Origin of the sequence: Mesorhizobium sp. M0052, assembly GCF_040323255.1 — a bacterium.
Taxonomy (GTDB): domain Bacteria; phylum Pseudomonadota; class Alphaproteobacteria; order Rhizobiales; family Rhizobiaceae; genus Mesorhizobium.
In genome coordinates this window covers 12,658-35,520 of record NZ_JAMYUS010000019.1, presented here as the reverse complement: position 1 = coordinate 35,520, position 22,863 = coordinate 12,658, and the positions used below count along the sequence as shown (strand labels likewise).

19 protein-coding genes are annotated in these 22,863 nt (G+C 61.8%); 10 read left to right on the top strand and 9 right to left on the bottom strand.

Annotated elements, in window-relative coordinates:
• Positions 1-97: 97 nt before the first annotated feature.
• From NKJ77_RS23525 to NKJ77_RS23515, 3 genes are all read right to left on the bottom strand, one after another.
• The gene (locus NKJ77_RS23525; RefSeq protein ID WP_023743695.1) at positions 98-1,024 is read right to left on the bottom strand and encodes an NAD-dependent epimerase/dehydratase family protein; all 927 of its coding nucleotides are present in this window, start codon (positions 1,022-1,024) and stop codon (positions 98-100) included.
• 86 nt (positions 1,025-1,110) lie between these two features.
• Positions 1,111-1,857, bottom strand: coding sequence for an ABC transporter ATP-binding protein (locus NKJ77_RS23520; RefSeq protein WP_352535833.1), 747 nt, complete (start codon positions 1,855-1,857; stop codon positions 1,111-1,113).
• A gap of 9 nt (positions 1,858-1,866) precedes the next feature.
• Complete coding sequence (locus NKJ77_RS23515) at positions 1,867-2,658, bottom strand: ABC transporter permease (RefSeq protein ID WP_352535832.1); 792 nt, start codon at positions 2,656-2,658, stop codon at positions 1,867-1,869.
• A 393-nt stretch (positions 2,659-3,051) separates the two neighbouring features.
• On the opposite strand from NKJ77_RS23515, the gene NKJ77_RS23510 reads away from it, so the two are divergent.
• The 3 genes from NKJ77_RS23510 (at position 3,052) to NKJ77_RS23500 (ending at position 6,668) form a co-directional block, all read left to right on the top strand.
• Complete coding sequence (locus NKJ77_RS23510) at positions 3,052-5,040, top strand: SDR family NAD(P)-dependent oxidoreductase (RefSeq protein ID WP_352535831.1); 1,989 nt, start codon at positions 3,052-3,054, stop codon at positions 5,038-5,040.
• A 138-nt stretch (positions 5,041-5,178) separates the two neighbouring features.
• A complete protein-coding gene (locus tag NKJ77_RS23505; RefSeq protein WP_023732070.1) occupies positions 5,179-6,111 on the top strand; it encodes a glycosyltransferase family 2 protein in 933 nt (310 codons plus the stop codon).
• 17 nt (positions 6,112-6,128) lie between these two features.
• Positions 6,129-6,668 (top strand): sugar transferase, encoded by a 540-nt coding sequence (locus NKJ77_RS23500; RefSeq protein ID WP_023684586.1) that lies wholly within the window; start codon positions 6,129-6,131, stop codon positions 6,666-6,668.
• On the opposite strand, the gene NKJ77_RS23495 is transcribed toward NKJ77_RS23500, so the two are convergent.
• A complete protein-coding gene (locus tag NKJ77_RS23495; protein WP_352535830.1) occupies positions 6,656-7,591 on the bottom strand; it encodes an NAD-dependent epimerase/dehydratase family protein in 936 nt (311 codons plus the stop codon). The genes NKJ77_RS23500 and NKJ77_RS23495 overlap by 13 nt on opposite strands.
• The gene (locus NKJ77_RS23490; protein WP_352535829.1) at positions 7,588-8,874 is read right to left on the bottom strand and encodes an O-antigen ligase family protein; all 1,287 of its coding nucleotides are present in this window, start codon (positions 8,872-8,874) and stop codon (positions 7,588-7,590) included. The genes NKJ77_RS23495 and NKJ77_RS23490 overlap by 4 nt, the downstream gene beginning before the upstream one ends.
• Positions 8,875-9,288: 414 nt before the next feature.
• Here NKJ77_RS23490 and cysD point away from each other — a divergent pair, with 414 nt between their 5' ends.
• The 3 genes from cysD to cysQ are packed head-to-tail and all read left to right on the top strand — an operon-like array spanning position 9,289 to position 12,933.
• Complete coding sequence (gene cysD / locus NKJ77_RS23485; RefSeq protein ID WP_023670717.1) at positions 9,289-10,194, top strand: sulfate adenylyltransferase subunit CysD; 906 nt, start codon at positions 9,289-9,291, stop codon at positions 10,192-10,194.
• A gap of 2 nt (positions 10,195-10,196) precedes the next feature.
• Positions 10,197-12,134 (top strand): sulfate adenylyltransferase subunit CysN, encoded by a 1,938-nt coding sequence (gene cysN, locus NKJ77_RS23480; RefSeq protein ID WP_352535828.1) that lies wholly within the window; start codon positions 10,197-10,199, stop codon positions 12,132-12,134.
• Between the two features lie 10 nt (positions 12,135-12,144).
• Positions 12,145-12,933: a 3'(2'),5'-bisphosphate nucleotidase CysQ gene (gene cysQ, locus NKJ77_RS23475; RefSeq protein ID WP_352535856.1), complete on the top strand. Its 789-nt coding sequence runs from the start codon at positions 12,145-12,147 to the stop codon at positions 12,931-12,933.
• Position 12,934: 1 nt separating this feature from the next.
• Here cysQ and NKJ77_RS23470 read toward each other — a convergent pair whose 3' ends face one another.
• The 4 genes from NKJ77_RS23470 to NKJ77_RS23455 all read right to left on the bottom strand — a co-directional run bounded on the left by NKJ77_RS23470 (position 12,935) and on the right by NKJ77_RS23455 (position 16,968).
• Positions 12,935-14,077, bottom strand: coding sequence for a DegT/DnrJ/EryC1/StrS family aminotransferase (locus tag NKJ77_RS23470; protein WP_023819229.1), 1,143 nt, complete (start codon positions 14,075-14,077; stop codon positions 12,935-12,937).
• A 297-nt stretch (positions 14,078-14,374) separates the two neighbouring features.
• A complete protein-coding gene (locus NKJ77_RS23465; RefSeq protein WP_023684582.1) occupies positions 14,375-15,298 on the bottom strand; it encodes a carbohydrate kinase family protein in 924 nt (307 codons plus the stop codon).
• A complete protein-coding gene (locus NKJ77_RS23460; protein ID WP_023698145.1) occupies positions 15,295-15,741 on the bottom strand; it encodes an RbsD/FucU family protein in 447 nt (148 codons plus the stop codon). The genes NKJ77_RS23465 and NKJ77_RS23460 overlap by 4 nt, the downstream gene beginning before the upstream one ends.
• Complete coding sequence (locus NKJ77_RS23455) at positions 15,742-16,968, bottom strand: ROK family transcriptional regulator (RefSeq protein ID WP_023738520.1); 1,227 nt, start codon at positions 16,966-16,968, stop codon at positions 15,742-15,744.
• 264 nt (positions 16,969-17,232) lie between these two features.
• Between NKJ77_RS23455 and NKJ77_RS23450 the strand changes: the two genes are divergently transcribed.
• The 4 genes from NKJ77_RS23450 (at position 17,233) to NKJ77_RS23435 (ending at position 22,804) form a co-directional block, all read left to right on the top strand.
• Complete coding sequence (locus tag NKJ77_RS23450; protein WP_081725578.1) at positions 17,233-18,210, top strand: sugar ABC transporter substrate-binding protein; 978 nt, start codon at positions 17,233-17,235, stop codon at positions 18,208-18,210.
• Positions 18,211-18,360: 150 nt separating this feature from the next.
• Positions 18,361-19,422, top strand: a complete 1,062-nt coding sequence (locus NKJ77_RS23445) for an ABC transporter permease (protein WP_023670725.1) — start codon at positions 18,361-18,363, stop codon at positions 19,420-19,422.
• Positions 19,419-20,201 carry an ATP-binding cassette domain-containing protein gene (locus NKJ77_RS23440; RefSeq protein ID WP_023670726.1) on the top strand — a complete coding sequence of 261 codons (783 nt, stop codon included), beginning with the start codon at positions 19,419-19,421 and terminating at the stop codon, positions 20,199-20,201. Before NKJ77_RS23445 ends, NKJ77_RS23440 begins: the two co-directional genes overlap by 4 nt.
• A gap of 140 nt (positions 20,202-20,341) precedes the next feature.
• Positions 20,342-22,804 (top strand): glycogen/starch/alpha-glucan phosphorylase, encoded by a 2,463-nt coding sequence (locus NKJ77_RS23435; protein ID WP_023833070.1) that lies wholly within the window; start codon positions 20,342-20,344, stop codon positions 22,802-22,804.
• Positions 22,805-22,863: the final 59 nt, after the last annotated feature.

Here is a 22,863-nt window from a genome sequence, read left to right as displayed (position 1 = left end):
AAAATTCCTATCGCTTCTTCAAGGAATGGAATGGCAGGCTAGAGACCGGTCTTCTTCTCAAGGGCTTTCTCGAAATACTGTGCGCGCAGCGACATTGTTATCGCCCCGTACCGCTCATGCTTGCTACTGTCTTGGCGATGCCCTCGTCAAAATCGGTTCGTGGTACCCACCCCAGAACGGAGCGCGCGCGCGAGACATCCAGACTGGCAATGTCAACGTCAGTGTTTCTGGCAGCAACGTATTCGCGCTCGAAACGGTGGCCCGTTGCTGATTCGACCGCGGCAATTATCTCGGTAACGGACCGAACCTGGCCACTGCCAATGTTCAGGATTAGGCGGGGGGTGCTCGGCAGCACAAGCGCGCTTTCTATCGCGTTGATGACATCCTCAACGTAGATATAGTCGCGACGCGCTTGGCCGTCGCCGAAAATTCGGACGGGTAGGCCTTTCTGCCAGTGGTCTAGGATGGCTGGGATCAGCCCTTGACCCTTGCGGAAGGCTTGCCCTGGACCAAAAGGATTGGCGACCCGCAGGATCACGTATTCCAGCCCTTCGAGATGTCCATGCATCTGAATGTATTTTTCCACGATGAGCTTGGTCAGTCCGTGTGAATTTATGGGGTTGGTAGCGCAGGTCTCCGGCGTAGGTATTGGCGCACCAGGGCCATAAACCGTGCCCCCAGATGAGAGAAACAAATAGCGTCTCACGCCAGCCCGCACACAGGTTTGCAGGAACTCTACATGGGGAATAACATTTTCCTGAATATCGGCGATGACGTGGTCGTTCTTGAGGCCGGGACTCGAGGTCGATATTAATTGCACAACAGAGTCGACGTCTTGCAGCGAAGAGGCCATTGCGATCGGATCACGCAGGTCGGCTTCAACAAAGTCAACCGACTTGTCAAAGGAGCGAAGGAATTCTGGGTCAAATCTTCTGGATACGGCACGAATTGCCACACCCTGTACCGCCAACCGCCGAACAAAATGACGGCCAATGAACCCGTTCGCACCGTAAACCCCAATCATGCCGCTCCAACACCTTTGCCGCAAAACCTTTATTACTTTATCAAACTAATCCAGCCCGTCCCTACCCCAACTCCAGCAACTTTCTGTCATGACAAGACAATTTTTTCAGTTCCGGTGTGTTTGACCGGCCCTGCCGTTAGCGATTCCACGCGGCCGCTTTTGAGCGTCAGCTTTTTTGTGCACACTCTTTCGATGAGGCTCTCATTGTGGCTTGCCAGAACGATGATGCCGGCCTTTTCCGCCAATTCGTCCATGCGCCTTTGGGCCTTGTCTTGAAAAGAGGCATCACCGGCACCGATCCATTCGTCCATTAGCAGAATTTCGGGATCGAGCGCGGTTGCTGCCGAAAAGGCAAGCCGCGCGGCCATGCCCTGGCTGTAAGCCTTGAATGGCAGGTCGATGAAGTCGCCGAGCTCGCTGAAAGCGATGATACTTTCCATCTTTTCCTCGATCTCGGCTTCTGTCCATCCGTTGATCAAGCCACGCAGAACGATGTTCCTGCGGCCTGTGGCTTCGCGGCGAAAGCCTATGTTGATGTTGAAAAGGGCGTCGACCTTGCCTTCTATGGCGATGTTCCCTCCGGATGGTTCATAGATTCCGTAGAGCACCTTGAGTAGTGTCGTCTTGCCCGCTCCATTTGGGCCGACCAAGCCTAATCGGTCGCCGGCCTTGAGCTGGAAACTGACGCCGTCGAGCGCCTGCACGAACTGGTTTCTGCCTGAACTCTCAATCCTGCCGCCTGGTCCGCCCATACGCCGATCCGGCGCGGAAAGCGTCAACTTTTCGTGCAGTTTGTAGACCAGACTGACGTTATCCAGCTTGATAGAAACCATCGAAAAAACTCAAATCAGGAAAACAACTTGCCTGCGATATCGGCCAAGCAGCAACAATGCAATCGCCCACATGAACAAGGAAATATAGGCCGTTACGGCGAATGCGTGCATCGGAAACGCGCCGTTCGTGATCGGCTCGCGCACGATTTCCAGGAAATAGCTGAATGGATTCCAGTGGTAGGCGTATTTCTGTATGCCGTCCTGTCCGCTGTAGATCCAGAAGACAGGCGTAAAAAACATCCCGACTCGCATGATGTTGCCGACGATGAACTGGCTGTCGGGAAAAAATGCGCCGAGGAAGGCGAAGACCGTGATGACAGCTGGAGTGGCGAACAGGATCAGGAGTAGCCCTGCAAGCGACCATAGCCATGCGGGGGTAAGTCCCGAGCCGCTCAGGAGCAGAATCACGATGCAACCTGCGATCGCATAGCCCACGCGAATGACGGACTGAACCGTCATCCGCATCACGTACACAAACAGGGGCAGGGTCGTGCCCTCTATGAAGCTCTCCTCACGCTGGAAGAGGGAAACACTCAAGGAGATGATTTCCATCAGGTAGAACCAGACCATCAGGCCTATTGCGACATAGGCGGAATAGCCTGCGGCATCCTTACCGGCAGGCTGGAACACGAAAACGAATGTGCCGACGAACGCGATGTAATTGACCAGCAGCCAAAGCGGGCCAAGTGTCGTGCGTCTGTGCTGGTCGCCGATATCTTCGTGAGCAAGCGCAATCCAGACCCGATGCAGCCTCATAGCCTTGCTGATATCGTCGAGGGCGCCGTTCAGTGCCAAAATCATTGTTGGTGTCGCAATCCGTTCTTGGTCGCTTCGTATGTCCGATGGCCACATGAGGCGAGGGACATTTCATAGCCATTGCGACGAGCGTATGGCAAATGATTGCGGCTTAGTGAAGCCCAGCAATATCTTGAGCGCAACCATTAGCAATGTCTTTTGGACCTGTACAATTGTCCTGAAAGGCCACAGTTCAGCCAATTGCGATTGGTCCGGAACAGCCGCATTCACCTTTGATCACATATTCGTCAAAAACATCTGGCGATACCCCCGACTCCGCGCTATTGCGATAGCTGGGCAAGGGACTTGGAATTTGCAATCTGGAGTGGTGGCGGATGATGTTCCATCCGGTGCCTGTCCGGTATTGATATACCCGCGCCTGGAGTTCAGTACTACCCAATGACATCATACGTACAAGCCGTATCGGGACTTCGGCCGAAGATGCGGCGCGCCATTATAATGATCCAGGATCTGGTCATGGTCCTGGTCGCGGTGGCGCTGAGTCTGGGGCTTTCTCAGTCGAGACTTTCATTCGACGCGCTCTCCACGGCCGGCCTGGCGTGCTGGGCAAGTATTGTTTTTCTCAGCCATATGCTGTTTCGCTATTGCGGCCTCTACAACACCGTGTGGCGTTTCGCCTCCACGCCGGACTTCTTCAACATCCTGAAGAGCTGCGCCATCCTGACCGTCACGCTCTATGTCGTCTCGCTGGCGGTTCGATCGTTTCAGCCGGTGACCGGCCTCAACGAGCGCCAGTTCATCGTCTTTTTCCTCGTCTCCTTCACCATCATATCGGCGCCTCGGCTCTATTACCGGTTCCTGCGCGACGGGGCCAGCTGGCGAATCCTGAGCCGCAACGCAAACAATGCGGCGATCAAACAAGCGCTGTTCGTCGGCAGGCTTGGCGAAGCAGACGTCATCATCCGCTTCACACGCACGGCCGAGCCGGCCGAATATTCCATCGCCGGCATCATGGCCATCGAGAACGGCGCGCCGTTGGGCACGCAGATACAGGGCGTTCCGGTGGTGGCCGTGCGGCCCCGCCTGGTCGAGGTCCTCGAAGAATATGCAAGAGGCACCAAAAGCCTCGACATGCTGATTTTCGGCAATGGCACCGAACGCGAGATCGAGGAATATTCGGAACTGGTCCGTGTCGCCCGTCACAGCGGTATCGCCGTCGTCCAATTCTCCGGCGTTTCGGAGCTCGGCCAAGGCGGAAAGCTGGTACTCGACGCTGTCGAGATGGAAACCATCCTGCGCCGCCCCACAGTTGCTTCCGATATGGAGCGGATCGGCGGCTTTATCGGTGGCAAGCGCGTCCTGGTCACCGGCGGCGCCGGCTCAATCGGTCGCATCCTGGTCAAGCGGTCGCTGGAACTTGGCGCCGAGGCGGTTCTGGTCGCCGATATCTCGGAGTTCGGTATTTTCCAGCTCGACCAGCAGGTTGACGAAAAGGACCATGTCCGGCTCAAGAGCCGCATCGTCGATGTCACAGACCGGCGCCAGATCACCCGCGTCGTCAGCGATTTCAAGCCCGACATCATCTTCCATGCCGCCGCGCTCAAACATGTGCCGCTGCTCGAGGAAAATTGGGAATCGGCGATCCAGACCAACATTTTAGGCACCCTCGTCTGCGCCGAGGTTGCCGCCAAATGCGGGGTGCCGCAGTTCCTGCTGATTTCCAGCGACAAGGCGGTCGATCCGACCTCGGTGCTCGGCATGACGAAACGCGCCGCCGAGCAGATCGTCTCTTCGCTGCACGAAACGCATGCCACCGGGCCTAGCGGCCGTCGCTCCGGCACCAAGTTCATCGCCGTGCGGTTCGGCAATGTCTTCGGCTCCAATGGCTCGGTCGCCACCATCTTCCAGGCGCAGATCGAGGCCGGCGGTCCGGTCACCATCACCGATCGTCGCATGACCCGCTACTTCATGACGGTGGCCGAAGCCGTCGACCTCGTCATCATGTCGGCGGCCGACGCCGAGCGGCGCCAGGGCAAGGACGACTACGCCATCTACATGCTCGACATGGGCAAGCCGGTGCCGATCCTCGAAGTCGCTGAAACCATGATCCGCATGGCCGGCAAAAGCCCCTACACCGACATTCCGATCCGTTTCACCGGGATCAGGCCGGGCGAGAAGCTTCACGAGGTGCTGCATGGCGGCAATGAGGAGATCGTCGCGCTGGATATCCCCAAGATCTTCGGCCTCAGGACCGATGTCGTGGGATGGCCCAAGGTCCAGGAGGCGCTGACATTGCTGCAGGCGGCCATGCGCGATCAGGACAAGGCCTCGGCGCTCGCCGTCATGGCCGGCCTCTATCAGGCGGAAGAGCCTCCAAGTGACGCACGCCGGGAAACCGTTGCGAAAACAGTCGGGCAAGCTGGTTAGAGCAATTCCAGGAAAAGTGTGGAGCGGTTTTCCGTCCGGGATTGCGTCAAAACAAAGAGCCTGTCCTGATCGACCGGGATTGGCTATTGAAACCGATCCGATGGCCGTTCCCAGGCGTTTGCAGATGATTTTGAACCAGTGAGCAGACAAGATCAGCGCGTGGCCGTGCTGCTGGGCACGAAAGATGGCGCGGCTTTCCTTGACGAGCAGCTCGCGTCGCTGGCTGCGCAATCGCATCCTGTTGTCGACCTCTGGGTTTCCGACGACGGTTCGACAGACGGCACTTCGGCCATTATCGGCGCCTGGCAGAGCCGCTGGTCCAAGGGCCGGTTGACCCTGTCGAATGGTCCTCGCCAAGGCTTTGCCGCCAATTTCCGCGCGATGATCATCGATCCGCGCATCGAGGCCGACTACTACGCCTTCTGCGACCAGGACGACATCTGGGAGCCGGACAGGCTGGAGAGCGCCATTGCCTGGATGCAAGGGCACGACGCCGGAACGCCGCTGCTGTTTTGCTCCAGAACCGCGACCATGTCCGAAACCGGAGCAGCGCAAGGGTATTCGCCGCTGTTCCAGCATCCACCCGCATTTCGCAATGCGCTTGTGCAAAGCATTGCCGGCGGCAACACGATGATGATCAACCGCGCCGCGCGAAAGTTGCTGGCAAAGGCATCGGCAAGGACCGAGTTCGTCAGCCATGACTGGTGGACCTATCTGATCGTCACGGCTGCCGGCGGCATTGTCCGCTATGACCCGCGACCGCTGGTGCGCTACCGCCAGCATGAGGCAAACCTGGTCGGCGCCAACGTGTCGTGGAAGGCGAGGCTGTCGCGGCTGGGGCGCCTCTTCAGGGGCGAGTTCGCCGTCTGGACCGATCACAATCTGAGCGGCCTGGCCGTCAATCGCGACATCCTCACGAGGGATGCCGCCGCCTGTCTCGGCCTGTTCATCAGGGCGCGAAAGGGCGGTATCTTGCGACGCCTGCGCCTTCTCAGGAAAAGCGGCGTCTACCGGCAGACGCTGGCTGGGACGCTTGGGCTCTATGTGGCCTTCATCTGGCGGCGGATCTAGAGCATGCTGAGATGGCCATGAGGGGACCCAAGCGAGCTTTCGATCTCGTCGCGGCGGCGGTTCTGTTGCCGCTGACCTCGCCCGTCACCCTGCTTGCCATACTGGCAATCAGGCTGTCGTCGCCCGGACCGGCACTCCTCTCCCAAACTCGCGTCGGCCAGCACGGGGTGCTGTTTCGCTGCCACAAGTTGAGGACGATGGTTGTGGGAACGCCATCTCTGCCCTCGCATCAGGCGCCGGCAAACTCCGTCACCGCCGCCGGTAAGGTGCTGCGAAAATTCAAGATCGACGAGCTGCCGCAGCTCTGGAACGTGCTGAAGGGCGAGATGAGCCTGGTCGGGCCGCGTCCATGCCTGCCCACGCAAACCGAGTTGGTCGACCGCCGCAGGCAATTGGGTGTGCTTGCCGCACTTCCAGGCATTACCGGGCTTGCGCAGATGAGAGGCATCGACATGTCGGATCCGAAACTCTGCGCCGAAACGGATGCCGAATATCTCAGGGGAGCCTCGATCGGACTCGACGTCAAAATCCTGCTTGGCACAATCTACCGGACCTGACGGGCCTGTCGTGCAAGTTCCTCAATCCGGCCGAGCGTGTCGGTTTCCGGCATCCAGCCTTCCGAGATCAGCAGTGACGGGTCGCAAATCTGTGTCGCCATGGAAGCGTCGTACGCTGCTTTTCTGCCAAGCAGTGTGGCGAACAGCCTGAATGGCCAGGCCGGCACAGGAACGAGCCGGGTCGGAACGTCGTATCCGTGCCTGAATGCAGTCAAGATTTCGAACATCGCAACGGGGGAAGCATCGCCCAGGACATAGGTCGGGCGCGGTGGCGTGGGACGAGTCAAAAGATGCGCCACGGCGCCAGCCACCGCGTCGCGCGATATCAGCGAACGAACTGCGGTGAAAGCGCCTAAGGGCAATGGTAAGGCAATGGCGGCAGCCCGCATCATTCCACGCAGGTTTCCCTTCATGCCTTCGCCATAGACCGGCGGCAGGCGCAGCGCCGTGGCATCGGAGGGCCTGGACGCATAGGCTTCCAGTGTCTTGATCTCGCCTTCGCGTTTCGAGCGCCCGTAGGCGCATTGCGGGGCAGGGAGCGTCGCATCGCTGATCGTTCCGCTGAAACCGGGACCGGCTACTGCCCGGATCGACGACAGATAGATGAAGCGCCCGCTTGTCCGCGAGGCGGCCGCGCGCGCCAGCTGCGCGGTCAGTGTCGCGTTGGCTGCCATGAAGTCGGCTTCGCTCGCCTTGCGGTCATTGTTGAGCGCCGCACAGTGGACGACATGGGTGATATCTCGCATCAGCGCCTGGTATGCCTGAGCCGGTGCGTCGAAGTCCGGCAACAAAACCGCATCGCTCACGGGATCGAGCCGTTCCGGGTGGCGCGATGCCATGCGCACCCCGAACCCGGCTTCGCGCAGCTGGTTGACGACCTGCCTGCCGATGAAACCCGTCGCGCCTGTGACCAGCACTTTCACGGCCGGCTTGCCTGGGGCGCCGGGGCCTGTTGTTCCGGCAGCATTTGTTGCCGGCCCGATGCAAGATATGTCCCGGACACCAGGAACACCATCAGTGTGGCATCGAGGATGTCGTGGCCGACCATGATGCCGGTCAGGCCGCCGATGAGGTAGGTGATCGCAGTGACGACAATCATCGTGGCGCCGAACCGCTCGATCGCGTCCGTGCTGGTGCGCAGCACGATGGCCGCGTTTCTCGCGGCAACGAAGAACACAGCCGCGAGCGTTACGGCTCCAAGCAGCCCGGCCTCCACCAATGCAGTCAGGAAGCCATTGTGAAAATGGCTGAAGCCCGTCGACGGCATGTTGAACTGATTGTGGAACCCATCCTTTATCAGCTCGCGGCTTGCGGCAATGCCGTGGCCGAAAATCGGCATGTCGTGGAAGGCGCTCAGCCCAATCTGCCAAAGTGCGGCGCGCAAGCCGAGCGCGGTCGTGTGGTCGCCCTTCGTGGCGAGCGCATCCCAGTCGCTGAACAGGAAGGCCGCGCGCTCGGAAATGATGGGGAGACCGATGACAGCGATGACGATGCCGGTCGCCCCCGCAATCAGCAAAAGCCGAATGGCGTTTCTGTTGTTGAGCTTGCGACGGTTGATCAGCAGGACCGCGATGCCGGCCACCAGCATCGCCAGCCAGATGATCCGCGACCCCGAATAGACAATGGCGACCGCGCCGGCCAGTGTCGCGCAGGCCAGCAACGCCCTGTTCTTTTCGACACCCGACAAGGCGCCTGCCAGGCACATCATCATGCTGAGGCAGCAGACGGTCGCGAACACGATCGGATTGCCGGCGCCGCCTTCGGCCCGTATGCCCAGCCCGTGATATTGCACGACCGCCAGCAGCAGGGCGCCAAAACAGGCGGCGGCGCTCGCCAGCACGACGATGCGCGTCAGCGTGGTTTTCTCGGTAATGCTCCAGGTCGCGTATGAGACAGGGAAAAACAGGAAGGTGATCAGCCCTGCCAGATGCGGCGCATCCCTGGCGATCGAATTGTTGACGATGGAGGCGAGCACGCTGGCTGCGCAATAGGCATAGATGGCCACCGTCATCGCGGTCATCGGCCGGTCGATGTTGAAACGCCGTCTTTTCAGCGCAAGCAGAAGCACCGACCACAGGCCGCCGCCATTGAACAAAAAGCTGACCGCCGATCCCAGTACCGGCGGGAAAAAGAAGCACAAAATGGAGAAGGTGACGTTGATCCGTGACGGCGAAACGTGCTGCTTGATGGCGGAGATCGGGGTCAATGCTCTGGTTCACAATGCGCTGGGTCGCGTGGCGACGGACAATGTTTGGCGGCGGCATTTGCGGCATGCCGCCCGGCGCAGGTTCAGGAGCCGGTATAGCGGCTGGGTGCGGTTTTCGAAAGTGCGACGAGGTCGGGCCGGCGTTTCTTTCGGTCCAGGCAAGATTTTTCCCGGCCTTTGAATGCTATCGCTCCGTCGGGCAGGAATTTTCGGATTCTAGGCTTTTCATGGAAAATTCGTTGCCGATCGGTGTGGCCGCCGGCCTTTCCAGCGTTGTTATATCAGGTGGCGATCTGCTAGAACGCCGGCACGAACCGATAGTGTCCAGCAGTGAAGCTTGAACCGGGCGGCTGAAAAGGACGCCCGATCCATCTGATGCAAGGTCTGGATTGCACGAGAGAACGCTCACAGTCCATGAACATCGCGCTTACGCACCTGCAGCGGCTCGAGGCCGAGTCCATCCACATCTTCCGTGAGGTTGCCGCCTCCTTCTCCAAGCCGGTGATGCTCTATTCCGTCGGCAAGGATTCCTCCGTGCTGATGCATCTGGCGATGAAGGCATTCTATCCGGCCAAGCCGCCTTTCCCCTTCCTGCATGTCGACACCACCTGGAAGTTCCGCGAGATGATCGCCTTTCGCGACCAGATGGCGCAGAAGCTCGGCTTCGACCTGCTGGTCCACGTCAATGAAGACGGCGTGCGCGACGGTATCAACCCCTTTGACCATGGCTCGAACACCCACACCCATGTCATGAAGACGGTGGCGTTGCGCCAGGCGCTCGACAAATACGGCTTTGACGCTGCCTTCGGCGGGGCTCGGCGCGACGAGGAGAAGTCGCGCGCCAAGGAGCGCATCTTTTCCTTCCGCAACGCCCAGCATGTCTGGGACCCGAAGAACCAGCGGCCGGAGATGTGGAAGATCTTCAACACCCGCATCGCGCCGGGCGAATCGATCCGCGTGTTTCCGCTGTCGAACTGGACCGAGCTCGATATCTGGCAGTACATTCTGCAGGAAAACATCCCGATCGTGCCGCTCTATTTCGCCAAGGAGCGGCCGGTGGTCGAACGCGACGGCATGCTGATCATGAAGGATGACGATCGCATGCAATTGCGCCCCGGTGAGACGATGGAGAACCGTCTGGTGCGTTTCCGCACGCTCGGCTGTTATCCGCTGACCGGCGCCATCGAATCCGACGCCGACACGCTCGAAGCCATCGTCGGCGAGATGCTGACGGCGCGCACCTCCGAGCGCCAGGGCCGCCTCATCGACCGCGATGAAGCCGGCTCGATGGAAAAGAAGAAGCGCGAGGGATATTTCTGAGCATGCGCCATATCCTGGCCAAGAGCCTCGCTCCCACCGACGGCGTGCGCGAATACATGGCGGCGCAGGAGAAGAAGTCGCTGCTGCGCTTCCTCACCTGCGGCTCGGTCGACGACGGCAAGTCGACGCTGATCGGCCGTCTTCTGTCCGACACAAAGCAGATCTTCGAGGACCAGCTCGCCGCACTCGAGCGCGATTCCCGCAAGCACGGCACCACTGGCAACGACATCGACTTCGCGCTTCTGGTCGACGGCCTCGAGGCCGAGCGCGAGCAAGGCATCACCATCGACGTCGCCTACCGCTTCTTCGCCACGCCCAAGCGCAAGTTCATCGTCGCCGACACCCCCGGCCATGAACAGTACACCCGCAACATGGCGACCGGCGCATCGACTGCCGATCTCGCCATCGTGCTGATCGATGCGCGCCAGGGTGTGCTGCGCCAGACCCGGCGCCACTCGATCATCGCTTCGCTGCTCGGCATCCGCCATATCGTGCTTGCCGTCAACAAGATCGACCTCGTCGATTTCGACCAGGCGGTGTTCGACCGTATCGTCGAGGATTACCGGCAGTTCTCGCACGAGCTCGGCTTCCAGACGATCGTGCCGATCCCGATGTCGGCCCGCTATGGCGACAATGTCACCAGCCGCTCCGGCAAGACGGCGTGGTATTCCGGCCCGTCGCTGATCGAGCATCTCGAAACCATATCGGTCGACGAGGCCGCGGTCGAACTGCCGTTCCGGTTTCCGGTGCAGTATGTCAACCGGCCCAATCTCGACTTCCGCGGCTTTGCCGGCACCATCGCGTCCGGCTCCGTCGCGCAGGGCGACGAGGTGGTGGTCGCCAAATCCGGCAAGGCCTCGCGGGTCAAGCGCATCGTCGCGCAAGGCGGCGATCTTGCCCAGGCGGTGGCCGGCCAGGCCATCACCCTTGTGCTCGATGACGAGGTCGAGGTCTCCAGAGGCAACATGCTGGTGTCGCCGGCGGCACGGCCGCAGGTCGCCGACCAGTTCGCCGCCAACATCGTCTGGTTCGACGAGGCAGCGCTGCTGCCGGGACGCTCCTATATATTGCGCACCGAGACCGACCAGACCAGCGCCACCGTCACCGACCTGAAATACCGCGTCAACGTCAACGACTTCGCTCGCGAGGCGGCGAAGTCGCTCGAGATGAACGAAGTCGGCATCTGCAATATCTCGACCCGGGCGCCGATCGCCTTCGACACCTTCGCCGACAACCGCGATACCGGCGCCTTCATCCTGATCGACCGCATCACCAATGCCACGGTCGGCGCCGGCATGATCCTGCATTCCTTGCGCCGCGCCGAAAACATCCATTGGCAGTCGCTCGATGTCGGCAAGCGCGGCCGCTCCGACCTCAAGAGCCAGCGCCCCGCCGTATTCTGGTTCACCGGTCTTTCCGGCTCGGGCAAGTCGACCATCGCCAATCTGCTTGAGAAGAAGCTGTTCGCTTCGGGGCGTCACACCTACATTCTCGACGGCGACAATGTCCGCCACGGCCTCAACCGCGATCTCGGCTTCACCGACGCCGATCGGGTCGAAAACATCCGCCGTGTCGCCGAAGTGGCAAAGCTGATGGCCGATGCCGGGCTGATCGTCATCGTCTCCTTCATTTCCCCCTTCAGCGCCGAGCGGCGCATGGCCAGGGAGTTGATGGCCGACGGCGAGTTCGTCGAAGTGTTCGTCGATACGCCGTTCGAGGAATGCGCCCGACGCGACCCGAAAGGCCTTTACGCACGGGCGCTGAATGGCGAGATCAAGAACTTCACCGGCGTCGATTCCCCGTATGAAGCTCCCGAAAATCCCGAAATCCATCTCAAGACACTCGGCAAGACGGCCGAGGAGATGGTAGAGGCTCTGGAACACTGGCTGAATGAGCGCGACATTGCCGAAGACCAATATGACAGCGGCGGCGGCATCTGACGACGAAGTGATGCTCGACGTGTTCGAGCGCCTGGCGCTCGAAGCCGGACGCGAGGTGATGCGGGTCTTCAAGGCCGGCTGCGCGGTCGACAGCAAGTCGGACTCCTCGCCGGTCACGGAAGCCGACCGCGAGAGCGAGACGATCATCCTCGCCGGCCTGCGTGCGGCCTATCCCGATATTCCCTGCGTGGCCGAGGAAGAGGTCGCCGAAGGCATTGTGCCGCCCGATCTGGATGGCGCCTTCTTCCTGATCGATCCGCTCGATGGAACGAAGGAATTCGTCAACCGCCGGACCGATTTCACCGTCAACATCGCGCTTGTCCGGCACGGCGCGCCGGAGATCGGCGTCGTCTTCGCACCGTGCAGCGGGCGGTTCTTCTCTGGACGGCCGGGCTGGGCCGAAGCAATCGAGGTCGATGGCGACTTCCGTATCGTCGGCCGCCGGCGGATTTCGGTTAGGAGGGCGGTCACGCCGCTGGCGGTCGTTGCCAGCCGCTCGCACAACACCCCGGAGACCGAAGCCTTCATCAAGGATCTCGGCGCCGCCGAGATCGTCTCGGTCGGCTCATCGCTGAAATTCTGCCTGCTCGCCGCAGCCGAAGCCGACATCTATCCGCGCTTCGGCCGCACCATGGAATGGGACACGGCGGCCGGCGACGCCGTACTGCGCGCCGCCGGCGGCATGACGCGCACGCTGGACGGCGAGCCGCTCACCTATGGCAAGCGCAAACAGAGCGACGACGAGGATTTCGCCAACCCGCATTTTATTGCGAGCGGGAAGGCGGCGGACGCGGCGTAACTTACGCCGCCGCTACATGCGCCGAGTTCGAGCCAATGTAGTTGCGGATCGTCTCGATGATGCGGTCCTGGTCGGCTTCGCTGAGATAGGGATGCATCGGCAGGCACAGGATGCGCTTCGGCAGTTCCTCCGAAACCGCAAGCCCGGTCGGCGTGCGCGGATAGTCGCGATAGGCGACCTGCTCGTGCAGCGGCTTCACATAATAGATCACCGAAGGGATGCCCTTTTCGCCGAGATGCGCCCTCAACCCGTCGCGCTTCGGCGTCTCGATGGCGTATTGCGCCCAGGCCGAGCGGCCACCGCCCAGATTGCGTGACGTCTTGACGATGTCGCCGAGACCTTCGGCGTAGCGCTTGGCCACCACCTGGCGGGCGACCATCTCGTCTTCGAGGATGGCGAGTTTCTCGATCAGGATCGCCGCCTGGATCGTGTCGAGGCGTGAATTGATGCCGACGCGGACATTGTCATACTGCGTCTCGCCCTTACCGTGGAACGCAAACGAGCGCAGCTGGTCGGCCAGCGCGTCGTCATTGGTGAACATCGCGCCGCCATCGCCGTAGCAGCCCAGCGGCTTGGCCGGATAAAAGCTGGTCGAGCCGACATGGCCGAAGGCGCCGCACATTGTGCCGTCGGCCGAACCGCCGATCGACTGCGCCGCATCCTCGATCACCAGCAGCCCTTCGCGCTTGGCAATCGCCATGATCGCCTCGTAGTCGGCGGCAAGCCCGAACAGGTCGACGGGAATAATCGCCTTCGGCTTCAGCCGGCCTTCCTTCTTGATCATGGCGATCGCCGCCTCGAGGCTGGCGATGTCGATGTTGTAGGTCTCGGCGTCCACATCGACGAAAACCGGTTCGGCCTTGGCAAGCGCCACCACTTCCGCCGTCGCGGCAAAGGTGAAGCTCGGCACGAACACCGCGTCGCCGGGGCCGATACCGGCGGCAAACAGCGGCAACAGCAGCGCGTCGGTGCCGTTGGCGCAGGCCACGACATGCTTGGTGCCGATATAGGCTGCGAGCTTGTTTTCGAATTCGGTGACTTGCGGTCCGAGGATATAGCGGCCTTCCTCGACGACATTGTCGATCGCGGCCTTCAGCCGGTCGCGGATACGTTCGCGCTGCGCGCCAAGATCGATGAACTGCATGTCGGCCTCAAAACGGTGTGGTGCGGGCTGCCCCGGGGACAATGACACGCACAGAAACAACAACTTAACCGGGCCGCTGGTACCAGAGTTGGGCCGGTCTAGAAAGCCGGACCGGCCGCGGGACGGGTTGTCTAGGTGTCGCAGCCTGTTACTTCAGGCTTTCCCTGCATTGCCGCAAGATGCCGGAAATCCGGGCTTCGCCGCCTATTAATCCGGCTGATTCAGTGCGTCTTTCCGGCTCGCGGAAACATAAAGTGATCGGCTGCTTGCAGCGGCTGGCGGCGGACTAAGCGTGGATCAGGCGATTTCGTGCCGCCAGGGCGGGTTGGCGCCGGCCCGCGACACGGTCACCGCCGCCGCTTTGGCGCCGAGCGCCAGCGCCTGACGGATGGCGTCCTCCGAAAGGCCGCCGATCCCGGCCTTGGTGAGCAGGCCTTGCTCGTGCAGCGAGGCCAGAATGCCGGCATTGAAAGTGTCGCCGGCGCCGACCGTGTCGACCACCTCCACCTTATGCGGCATCACCGTGACCTTGTGTTCCCTGCTGTAGCCGACGGCACCTTCGCTGCCGTGGGTAACGACGATCAGCTTCGGGCCGCGATCCAGCCAGTTGCGGATGACGTCCTCATGCGAGCCGGCCTCGCCGAACCAGTGCAGATCCTCATCCGATAGCTTCACGATGTCGGCCATCGCCATCATCGAGCGGATGCGCCGGAGGTGCTTGGCTTTGTCGGGGATGAAGTTCGGCCGGATGTTGGGGTCGAGCATCATGACGCGGCGTTCGTGCTCGCGTTTCATGAATTCTTCGTAGGCAGCACCCGCCGGGTCCGAAATCAGGCTGATGGCGCCAAACAGCATGGCTTCGATCTCGGCGCCCAGTTTCGGCAGATCCTCTGTCGTCAGCATGCGCCCGGCGGTGTTTTCGTCGTAGAAAGTGTAGGTCGCCTGGCCGTTGGTGAGCCGCACGAAGGCGAGCGTGGTCGGGCGAGGGGAGGTGTGCGCATAGGTGGAGCTGACCTTGCTTGCGCCGAGCGCCTCGCGGAACTGGCCGCCGAACAGATCCGACGACAGGCCGGAAAAGAAGCCGGCGGGCGCGCCGAGGCGGCCAAGCGCGATCGCCGTGTTGAACACCGCGCCGCCGACATAGGGCGCAAAGGCCGGCTCTCCCTGTGTCGTGGTGCGCGGCAGCATGTCGATCAGGGCTTCGCCGCAGCAGAGGATCATGATTTCTTGTTCTCCGGCGGATAGATCACGCCCTTGCGGATGATGATGTTGGCATAGAGCCGGGGTTCGCTGGTGGCGACGATCGCATATGCCGACCGGACGCGTGCATAGAAGTCGGCGCCCGCCAGCGCAACCACCTTGCGGCCCGGCGCGCGCCTGGTGCAGATCGCCTCGATCTCGAGGTGGACGGGATCGGCGACCGAGGGATCGCCTTTTACCGAGGCACGAAACAGCGCTTCCGGCACGAAATCATCCACCGGCAGCACGCTCAAAATGGCGTCAAGCACCGGTATGAGGTGAAGACCGTCGGCGCGGATCAGCCGGTTTGCCTGTTCTTCCGCCGGATAGTTGCCGTCGACAAGCGCGATCTCGTCGCCATGGCCCATGGCGCGCAATGTCGCCAGAAGCTCCGGACCGAGCAGCGACGGAATACCGATCAGCATTCAGGTGCTCCGGGAAATGGTGGTCGAACCGATGAGGAAGCGTTCGGACAGCGGCAGGCTGGCGCCGCCCAGCGCGCGGGCATGGATGCCGACGGTGCCTTCGCGCACCACCGGAAGCTTCAGCCCTTCGCCATCGATCGTACCGATCGCCTGCCTGATCGCATCGACGAGCCGGCGCCGGACAGCGAGCGGCATCCAGCCGTCGATCACCGCGGCCTCGAAATCGATCACCGATGACGCCGATACGATGGCATAGGCCAGCGCCTGAGCGGCATTGGCGATCCAGTCGTCGAGCTCGTGACCGATCTCGCCCCAATCCTCAGGCGACGTCCACAGATGCGAAGCCTCGACGCCGCGTGCGTTAAGCGCCTTTTCCAGCATGGCGATCGAGGCGACGTCGATGAGCTGCGTAGGCTTGCCGTCTGGTCCCGGCACCGGCATCGAACCCAGCGCCCCGGCATTTCCGGTTGGCCCGCCGAACAGCCGGCCGTTGAGCACGATGCCGCCGCCGGCAAAGGCGCCGATATAGAAATAGACGAAGTCGCGCGCCCCGCCGGTCTGGCCGAACACCAGTTCGGCGCCGCAGGCGGAGGTGGCGTCATTCTGCAGATAGACCGGGAATTCGCATTGCGACTGGATGTCGGCACGGATGTCGCGATGGCGCCATTCGTCCATGATGTCGCGCGGCGCGCCGGCGGTGTCGGCCCAGTTCCACAGTTCGAACGGCATGGCGATGCCGAGCCCGGCAATGCGCTTGTCCTGCGCAGGTGTCAGTTCGGCGCGCATCGTCTTCATGCCTTCGGTGACGAACTCAACCGTCTCGCGCGGCGCCGGATAGCGGTAGGAGTGCTGCAGCATGGAACGCACAGTTCCGAGGAAATCGATCAGCACCAGTTCGGCGCTGCGGCGGCCGATCTTGAGGCCGATGAAGAAGGCGCCTTCGGGGTTCAGCGCCATCGGGATGGAGGGCTGGCCGATCTTGCCGCGCAACGGCGCCTGGCGCAGCAGCAGGCTGTCTTCCTCCAGTTCGCGCATGATGACCGAGACGGTCTGCGCTGAAAGCCCGGTCATGCGCGCAATGTCTGATTTGGCCAAGCTGCCGTGCTGGCGAACCAACGACAGCACCAGCCGCTCATTGTGGTCGCGCATGCCGCTCTGGTTGGTGCCACGGTGGAGACGGCTGGCGGCCGCCTCGGGCGAACCGTGCCTCGCAATGCCGGTCTCCACCCTTGTTCCTTCCCTTGGTTTATTCTTACTGCTTTTGCGGCAGAATGAGTGAACCGCGCAAAGCTGTCAATAATAAATAAGAGTGATTTAATTATTGACAGGCGGCTCCCGCTGGTGTCATTTGAGGGCGCGTCCACACTGGGAGAACTTCAGTGGATGCGCTCGAGATGCCGGTTGGCGGCATCCGCATGGTTCCATGGGAGGAAGATCGTGACCAAAGCTTTATTGAAGTCCACCGTGTTCGCCGCGGCGGGCCTCGGCCTGATGGCGTTTGCTTCGACAGCATCGGCCGCCGGCGTCGGCGCCTGCCTGATCACCAAGACCGACACCAACCCCTTCTTCGTCAAGATGAAGGAGGGCGCGACCGCCAAGGCCAAGGAACTTGGCGTCGACCTCAAGACCTATGCCGGCAAGATCGACGGCGATAGCGAGAGCCAGGTGGCGGCGATCGAAAGCTGCATCGCCGACGGCGCCAAGGGCATCCTCATCACCGCGTCCGACACCAAGGGCATCGTGCCGACGGTGAAGAAGGCGCGTGACGCCGGCCTGCTGGTGATCGCGCTCGATACCCCGCTGGACCCGATCGATGCCGCCGACGCGACCTTCGCGACGGACAATCTGGAAGCCGGCAAGCTGATCGGCGCCTGGGCAGCCGCGACCCTCGGCGACAAGGCCAAGGACGCCAAGATCGGCTTCCTCGACCTGACCCCCTCACAGCCGACCGTGGATGTGCTGCGCGACCAGGGCTTCATGATGGGCTTCGGCATCGACGTGAAGGATCCCAACAAGATCGGCGATGAGGACGATGCCCGCATCGTCGGCCACGACGTCACCAACGGCAATGAAGAAGGCGGCCGCAAGGCGATGGAAAACCTTCTGCAGAAGGACAACTCCATCACCGTCATCCACACCATCAACGAGCCCGCCGCTGTCGGCGCCTACCAGGCGCTCAAGGCGGTCGGTCTCGAAAGCCAGGTGCTGATCGTCTCGGTCGATGGCGGCTGCCCCGGCGTGAAGTCGGTGACCGAAGGCGTCATTGGCGCCACCTCGCAGCAATACCCGCTGCAGATGGCGGCACTCGGCATCGAGGCGATCGCCGCCTTCGCCAAGGACGGCGCCAAGCCGAAGCCGACCGAAGGCAAGAACTTCTTCGACACCGGCGTCAACCTCGTCACCGACAAGCCGGCCAATGGCGTGAAGTCGATCGACACCAAGGAAGGCCTCGCCAAGTGCTGGGGCTGATGGCTGCCTGACAGCCAGCGGCAAGCTGACGGCCGGGGGCTTGATCCCCGGCCGCTTCGGGTGGACGATGCGTCACGCGAATAACCCCGGCAGCTGACCGGACAGGCGCGAGCGGGTATCGGCATGGAGCTGAAGCCCAGGGGAGGAAACATGGCTCAAGCACAGGAATTCGAGAAGGTTCTCTCGAGCAGCGACACAAGCGTTGCCGCCTTTGACGAGCACAAATCGGCCGTCAAGCGGATCCAGCATTTCCTGCACTCCACGCCGGCGGCCGTGCCGCTGATTGTGCTGGTCTTGTCGATCGTCATTTTCGGCATCGCCATTGGCGGGCGTTTCTTCTCATCCTATACGCTGACGCTGATCCTGCAGCAGATCGCCATCGTCGGCATCCTCGGTGCCGCGCAGACACTGGTCATCCTGACCGCCGGCATCGACCTGTCGATCGGCGTGATCATGGTGATTTCGGCCGTGATCATGGGCAATTGCGCGGTCAGCTACGGCATGCCGGCCGTGCTCGCAGTGCCCATCGGGCTTGCCGCCGGCGCAGCCTGCGGCCTGCTCAACGGCTTGCTGGTCGCCTACATGAAGCTGCCGCCGTTCATCGTCACGCTCGGCACCTGGAACATCGTCATGGCGACGAACTTCATCTATTCGGCCAATGAGACGATCCGCGATACCGACGTCGACGCCCAGGCGCCGCTGCTGCATCTCTTTGCCCTGAGTTTCAAGATTGGCACGGCGGTGCTGACACTGGGCGTCATCGCCACGGTCGTGCTCGTTTTGATCCTCTGGTACGTGCTCAATCACACCGCCTGGGGCCGCCATGTCTACGCCGTTGGCGATGATCAGGAGGCGGCGAAGCTGTCTGGCATCCAGACCAAGAAGGTGTTGATGACGGTCTACACCCTTGCCGGGTTGATCGCCGCTTTCGCTGCCTGGGTGTCCATCGGCCGCAACGGCTCGATCTCGCCGTCAGCCGCCGTCACCGACTACAACCTGCAGGCGATAACCGCGACGGTGATCGGCGGCATTTCACTGTTCGGCGGGCGCGGCTCAATTCTGGGCACGCTTTTCGGCGCGATGATCGTCGGCGTCGTCTCGATGGGCCTCAACATGCTGGGCGCCGATCCGCAATGGAAGGTGCTGCTCACCGGTGTGCTGATCATCGGCGCCGTGGCGATCGACCAATGGATCAGAAAGGTTTCGGCATGACCGTGGAACCCATCCTCACCGCGCGCGGCCTGATCAAGCGCTATGGCCGTGTCACCGCCCTCGACAATGCCGACTTCGACCTCTACCCCGGCGAAATCCTGGCCGTCATCGGAGACAATGGCGCCGGCAAATCATCGCTGATCAAGGCGATTTCCGGCGCCGCCGTGCCCGACGAAGGCGAGATCCGTCTTGAAGGCAAAGCTGTCGCTTTCAAATCGCCCATGGAGGCGCGCGAGGCGGGCATCGAGACGGTCTACCAAAACCTGGCTTTGTCGCCGGCCCTGTCGATCGCCGACAACATGTTCCTCGGCCGCGAGATCCGCAAACCCGGCTTCCTCGGCGACTGGCTTCGCATGCTGGACCGGCCGGCAATGGAAAAGCGCGCCCGCGACAAGCTGACCGAGCTTGGCCTGATGACCATCCAGAACATCAGCCAGGCGGTGGAAACGCTGTCGGGCGGCCAGCGTCAGGGCGTGGCGGTGGCGCGCGCCGCCGCTTTCGGCAGCCGCGTGGTGATCATGGACGAGCCGACCGCGGCACTCGGCGTCAAGGAGAGCCGCCGCGTGCTGGAACTGATCCTCGATGTCAAGAAAAGAGGCCTGCCGATCGTGCTGATCTCGCACAACATGCCGCATGTCTTCGAAGTGGCCGACCGTATCCATATCCATCGGCTGGGACGTCGCCTCTGCGTCATCGATCCCAAGCAATATACCATGTCCGACGCCGTCGCCTTCATGACGGGAGCGAAGGTTCCGCCGGAGGCTGCACTCGCTGCCTGATCCGCTCGACGGATAAATTGCCGCAGGGGAACTGGCGGCATGCTGGTCTAAATCGATTGAACGTATGTTGCGATGCACTAGGATAGGCTGGGACTGAGAGCGAAAGCCGGTATGATCGCAGCACGATCACGAGAGGCAGTATGACGCGAACAATGACAGCCAAAGCCCCCGATCTCGAAATACCCGATCCCAAGACGCTGGCCGACGAAGTCTTGCTGGCTCTCAAATACCGGGTCGGCAAAGGCACGTCCGTTGCTACGCAATATGATTGGCTGACCGCCTCGATCAAGGTCGTGCGCGACCGCATCGTCGATCACTGGATGCAGGCGACGCAGGAGGCCTACGCCCAGCAGGAAAAGCGCGTCTATTACCTGTCGCTCGAATTCCTCATCGGCCGGCTGATGCGCGATGCCTTCTCCAATCTAGGCCTGATGGACAATATGCGAGAAGCGCTCAAGTCGCTGGGCGTCGACCTCGACCTCATCGCCGGGCTCGAACCGGATGCGGCGCTCGGCAATGGCGGTCTCGGCCGGCTCGCCGCCTGCTTCATGGAAAGCATGGCGACCGTCGACATTCCCGCGCATGGCTATGGCATTCGCTACGCCAACGGCATGTTCCGCCAGGAGATCCATGATGGCTGGCAGGTCGAACTGCCCGAAACCTGGCTCGACCACGGCAACCCTTGGGAGTTTGAGCGGCGGGAGCGTGCCTTCGAGGTCGGCTTCGGCGGCTCGGTGGAATCGATCACCTCCAAGGATGGCCGGCTCGAGCGTCACGTCTGGAAGCCGACCGAGCATGTCCAGGCCGTCGCCTACGACACGCCGGTGGTTGGCTGGCGCGCCAACCGCGTCAACACGCTGCGGCTTTGGTCCGGCATGCCGGTCGATCCGATCCTGCTCGACAAGTTCAACGCCGGCGACCACATCGGCGCGCTGGCCGAAAGCAACAAGGCCGATGCCTTGTCGCGCGTGCTTTACCCCGCCGATTCCCACAAGGCCGGCCAGGAACTGCGGCTGCGGCAGGAATATTTCTTCTCCACCGCGTCGCTGCAGGACATCGTCCAGCGCCATCTCAGCCAGTATGGCGATCTCGCCTCGCTGCCCGACAAGGCGGCGATCCATCTCAATGACACCCATCCGGCGATCGCCGTGCCGGAGCTGATGCGCCTGCTGATGGACGTCCATGGCATGGATTTCGACCAGGCCTGGGATATTACCAAGCGCACCTTCGGCTACACCAACCACACGCTGCTGCCAGAGGCGCTGGAAAGCTGGCCGGTGCCGCTGTTCGAGCGGCTTTTGCCGCGCCACATGCAGATCGTCTACGCCATCAATGCGCAGGTTTTGCTTGAGGCCCGCGCCACCAACCAGTTTTCCAATGAGCAGATCAGCCACATCTCGCTGATCCAGGAAAATGGCGACCGCCGCGTGCGCATGGGTAACCTGGCCTTTGTCGGCTCGCACTCGATCAATGGCGTGTCGGCGTTGCACACCGAACTGATGAAGGAGACGGTGTTTGCCGATCTCCACAAGCTCTATCCCGATCGCATCAACAACAAGACCAACGGCATCACGCCACGGCGCTGGCTGATCCAGTGCAATCCAGGCCTCACCGCGCTCACCCGCGCGGCGATCGGGGACCGTTTCCTCGACGACATCGACGCCATCAAGGGGCTCGAAGCCTTTGCCGGTGACTCCGCCTTCCGCGACAAGTTCGCCGCCGTCAAGCGCTCCAACAAGGTCAAGCTCGCCAAACTGGTCGCCGACCGGCTCGGCATCAAGCTCGACCCGTCGGCGCTGTTCGACATCCAGGTCAAGCGCATCCACGAATACAAGCGCCAGTTGCTCAACATCCTGGAAGCTATCGCGCTCTACGACCAGATCCGCTCGCATCCCGAGCTGGACTGGATGCCACGCGTCAAATTTTTCGGCGGCAAAGCGGCGCCCAGCTACCACAATGCCAAGCTGATCATCAAACTGGCCAACGACGTCGCCAAGGTCATCAACAGCGACCCGTCGGTGCGCGGGCTGCTGAAAGTGGTGTTCGTGCCGAACTACAATGTCAGCCTGGCCGAGGTGATGATGCCGGCCGCCGACCTGTCCGAGCAGATTTCGACTGCCGGCATGGAGGCGTCGGGCACCGGCAACATGAAGTTCGCGCTGAACGGCGCCTTGACCATCGGCACGCTCGACGGCGCCAATGTCGAGATCAAGGAATGCGTCGGCGACGACAACATCTTCATCTTCGGCCTGAGCACGGCGGAAGTCGCCGAGCGGCGCAGCAATGGCTACAACCCGCGCGCCGTGATCGAGGGCTCCCCTGAATTGGCGCAGGCTGTTGCCGCAGTATCGTCGGGCGTGTTCTCGCCCGACCAGCCGGATCGCTACCGCGAGCTGGTCGACGGTCTTTACAACAGCGACTGGTTCATGGTGGCGGCGGATTTCGACGCCTATGCCGCCGCCCAGCGCGATGTCGACGCCGTCTGGCGCAACAGCCCCGATTGGTACGCGCGCGCTATCCGCAACGTTGCCCGCGTCGGCTGGTTCTCTTCCGATCGCACGATCCGCCAATATGCGAAAGAAATCTGGAACGTGCCCGCCTGATATGATTGCATGAGGCCACGAGCAACGGGTCTTGTGCACAAGAACTGGTTCCCAGGGAG

What these genes read in the sequence shown, in the direction of transcription:
- NKJ77_RS23525 (WP_023743695.1), bottom strand. Translation starts at nt 1,024, where the DNA reads ATGATTGGGGTTTACGGTGCGAACGGGTTCATTGGCCGTCATTTTGTT.
- NKJ77_RS23520 (WP_352535833.1), bottom strand. Translation starts at nt 1,857, where the DNA reads ATGGTTTCTATCAAGCTGGATAACGTCAGTCTGGTCTACAAACTGCAC.
- NKJ77_RS23515 (WP_352535832.1), bottom strand. Translation starts at nt 2,658, where the DNA reads ATGATTTTGGCACTGAACGGCGCCCTCGACGATATCAGCAAGGCTATG.
- NKJ77_RS23510 (WP_352535831.1), top strand. Translation starts at nt 3,052, where the DNA reads ATGACATCATACGTACAAGCCGTATCGGGACTTCGGCCGAAGATGCGG.
- NKJ77_RS23500 (WP_023684586.1), top strand. Translation starts at nt 6,129, where the DNA reads ATGAGGGGACCCAAGCGAGCTTTCGATCTCGTCGCGGCGGCGGTTCTG.
- cysD (WP_023670717.1), top strand. Translation starts at nt 9,289, where the DNA reads ATGAACATCGCGCTTACGCACCTGCAGCGGCTCGAGGCCGAGTCCATC.
- cysN (WP_352535828.1), top strand. Translation starts at nt 10,197, where the DNA reads ATGCGCCATATCCTGGCCAAGAGCCTCGCTCCCACCGACGGCGTGCGC.
- cysQ (WP_352535856.1), top strand. Translation starts at nt 12,145, where the DNA reads ATGCTCGACGTGTTCGAGCGCCTGGCGCTCGAAGCCGGACGCGAGGTG.
- NKJ77_RS23470 (WP_023819229.1), bottom strand. Translation starts at nt 14,077, where the DNA reads ATGCAGTTCATCGATCTTGGCGCGCAGCGCGAACGTATCCGCGACCGG.
- NKJ77_RS23465 (WP_023684582.1), bottom strand. Translation starts at nt 15,298, where the DNA reads ATGATCCTCTGCTGCGGCGAAGCCCTGATCGACATGCTGCCGCGCACC.
- NKJ77_RS23460 (WP_023698145.1), bottom strand. Translation starts at nt 15,741, where the DNA reads ATGCTGATCGGTATTCCGTCGCTGCTCGGTCCGGAGCTTCTGGCGACA.
- NKJ77_RS23450 (WP_081725578.1), top strand. Translation starts at nt 17,233, where the DNA reads ATGGCGTTTGCTTCGACAGCATCGGCCGCCGGCGTCGGCGCCTGCCTG.
- NKJ77_RS23445 (WP_023670725.1), top strand. Translation starts at nt 18,361, where the DNA reads ATGGCTCAAGCACAGGAATTCGAGAAGGTTCTCTCGAGCAGCGACACA.
- NKJ77_RS23440 (WP_023670726.1), top strand. Translation starts at nt 19,419, where the DNA reads ATGACCGTGGAACCCATCCTCACCGCGCGCGGCCTGATCAAGCGCTAT.
- NKJ77_RS23435 (WP_023833070.1), top strand. Translation starts at nt 20,342, where the DNA reads ATGACGCGAACAATGACAGCCAAAGCCCCCGATCTCGAAATACCCGAT.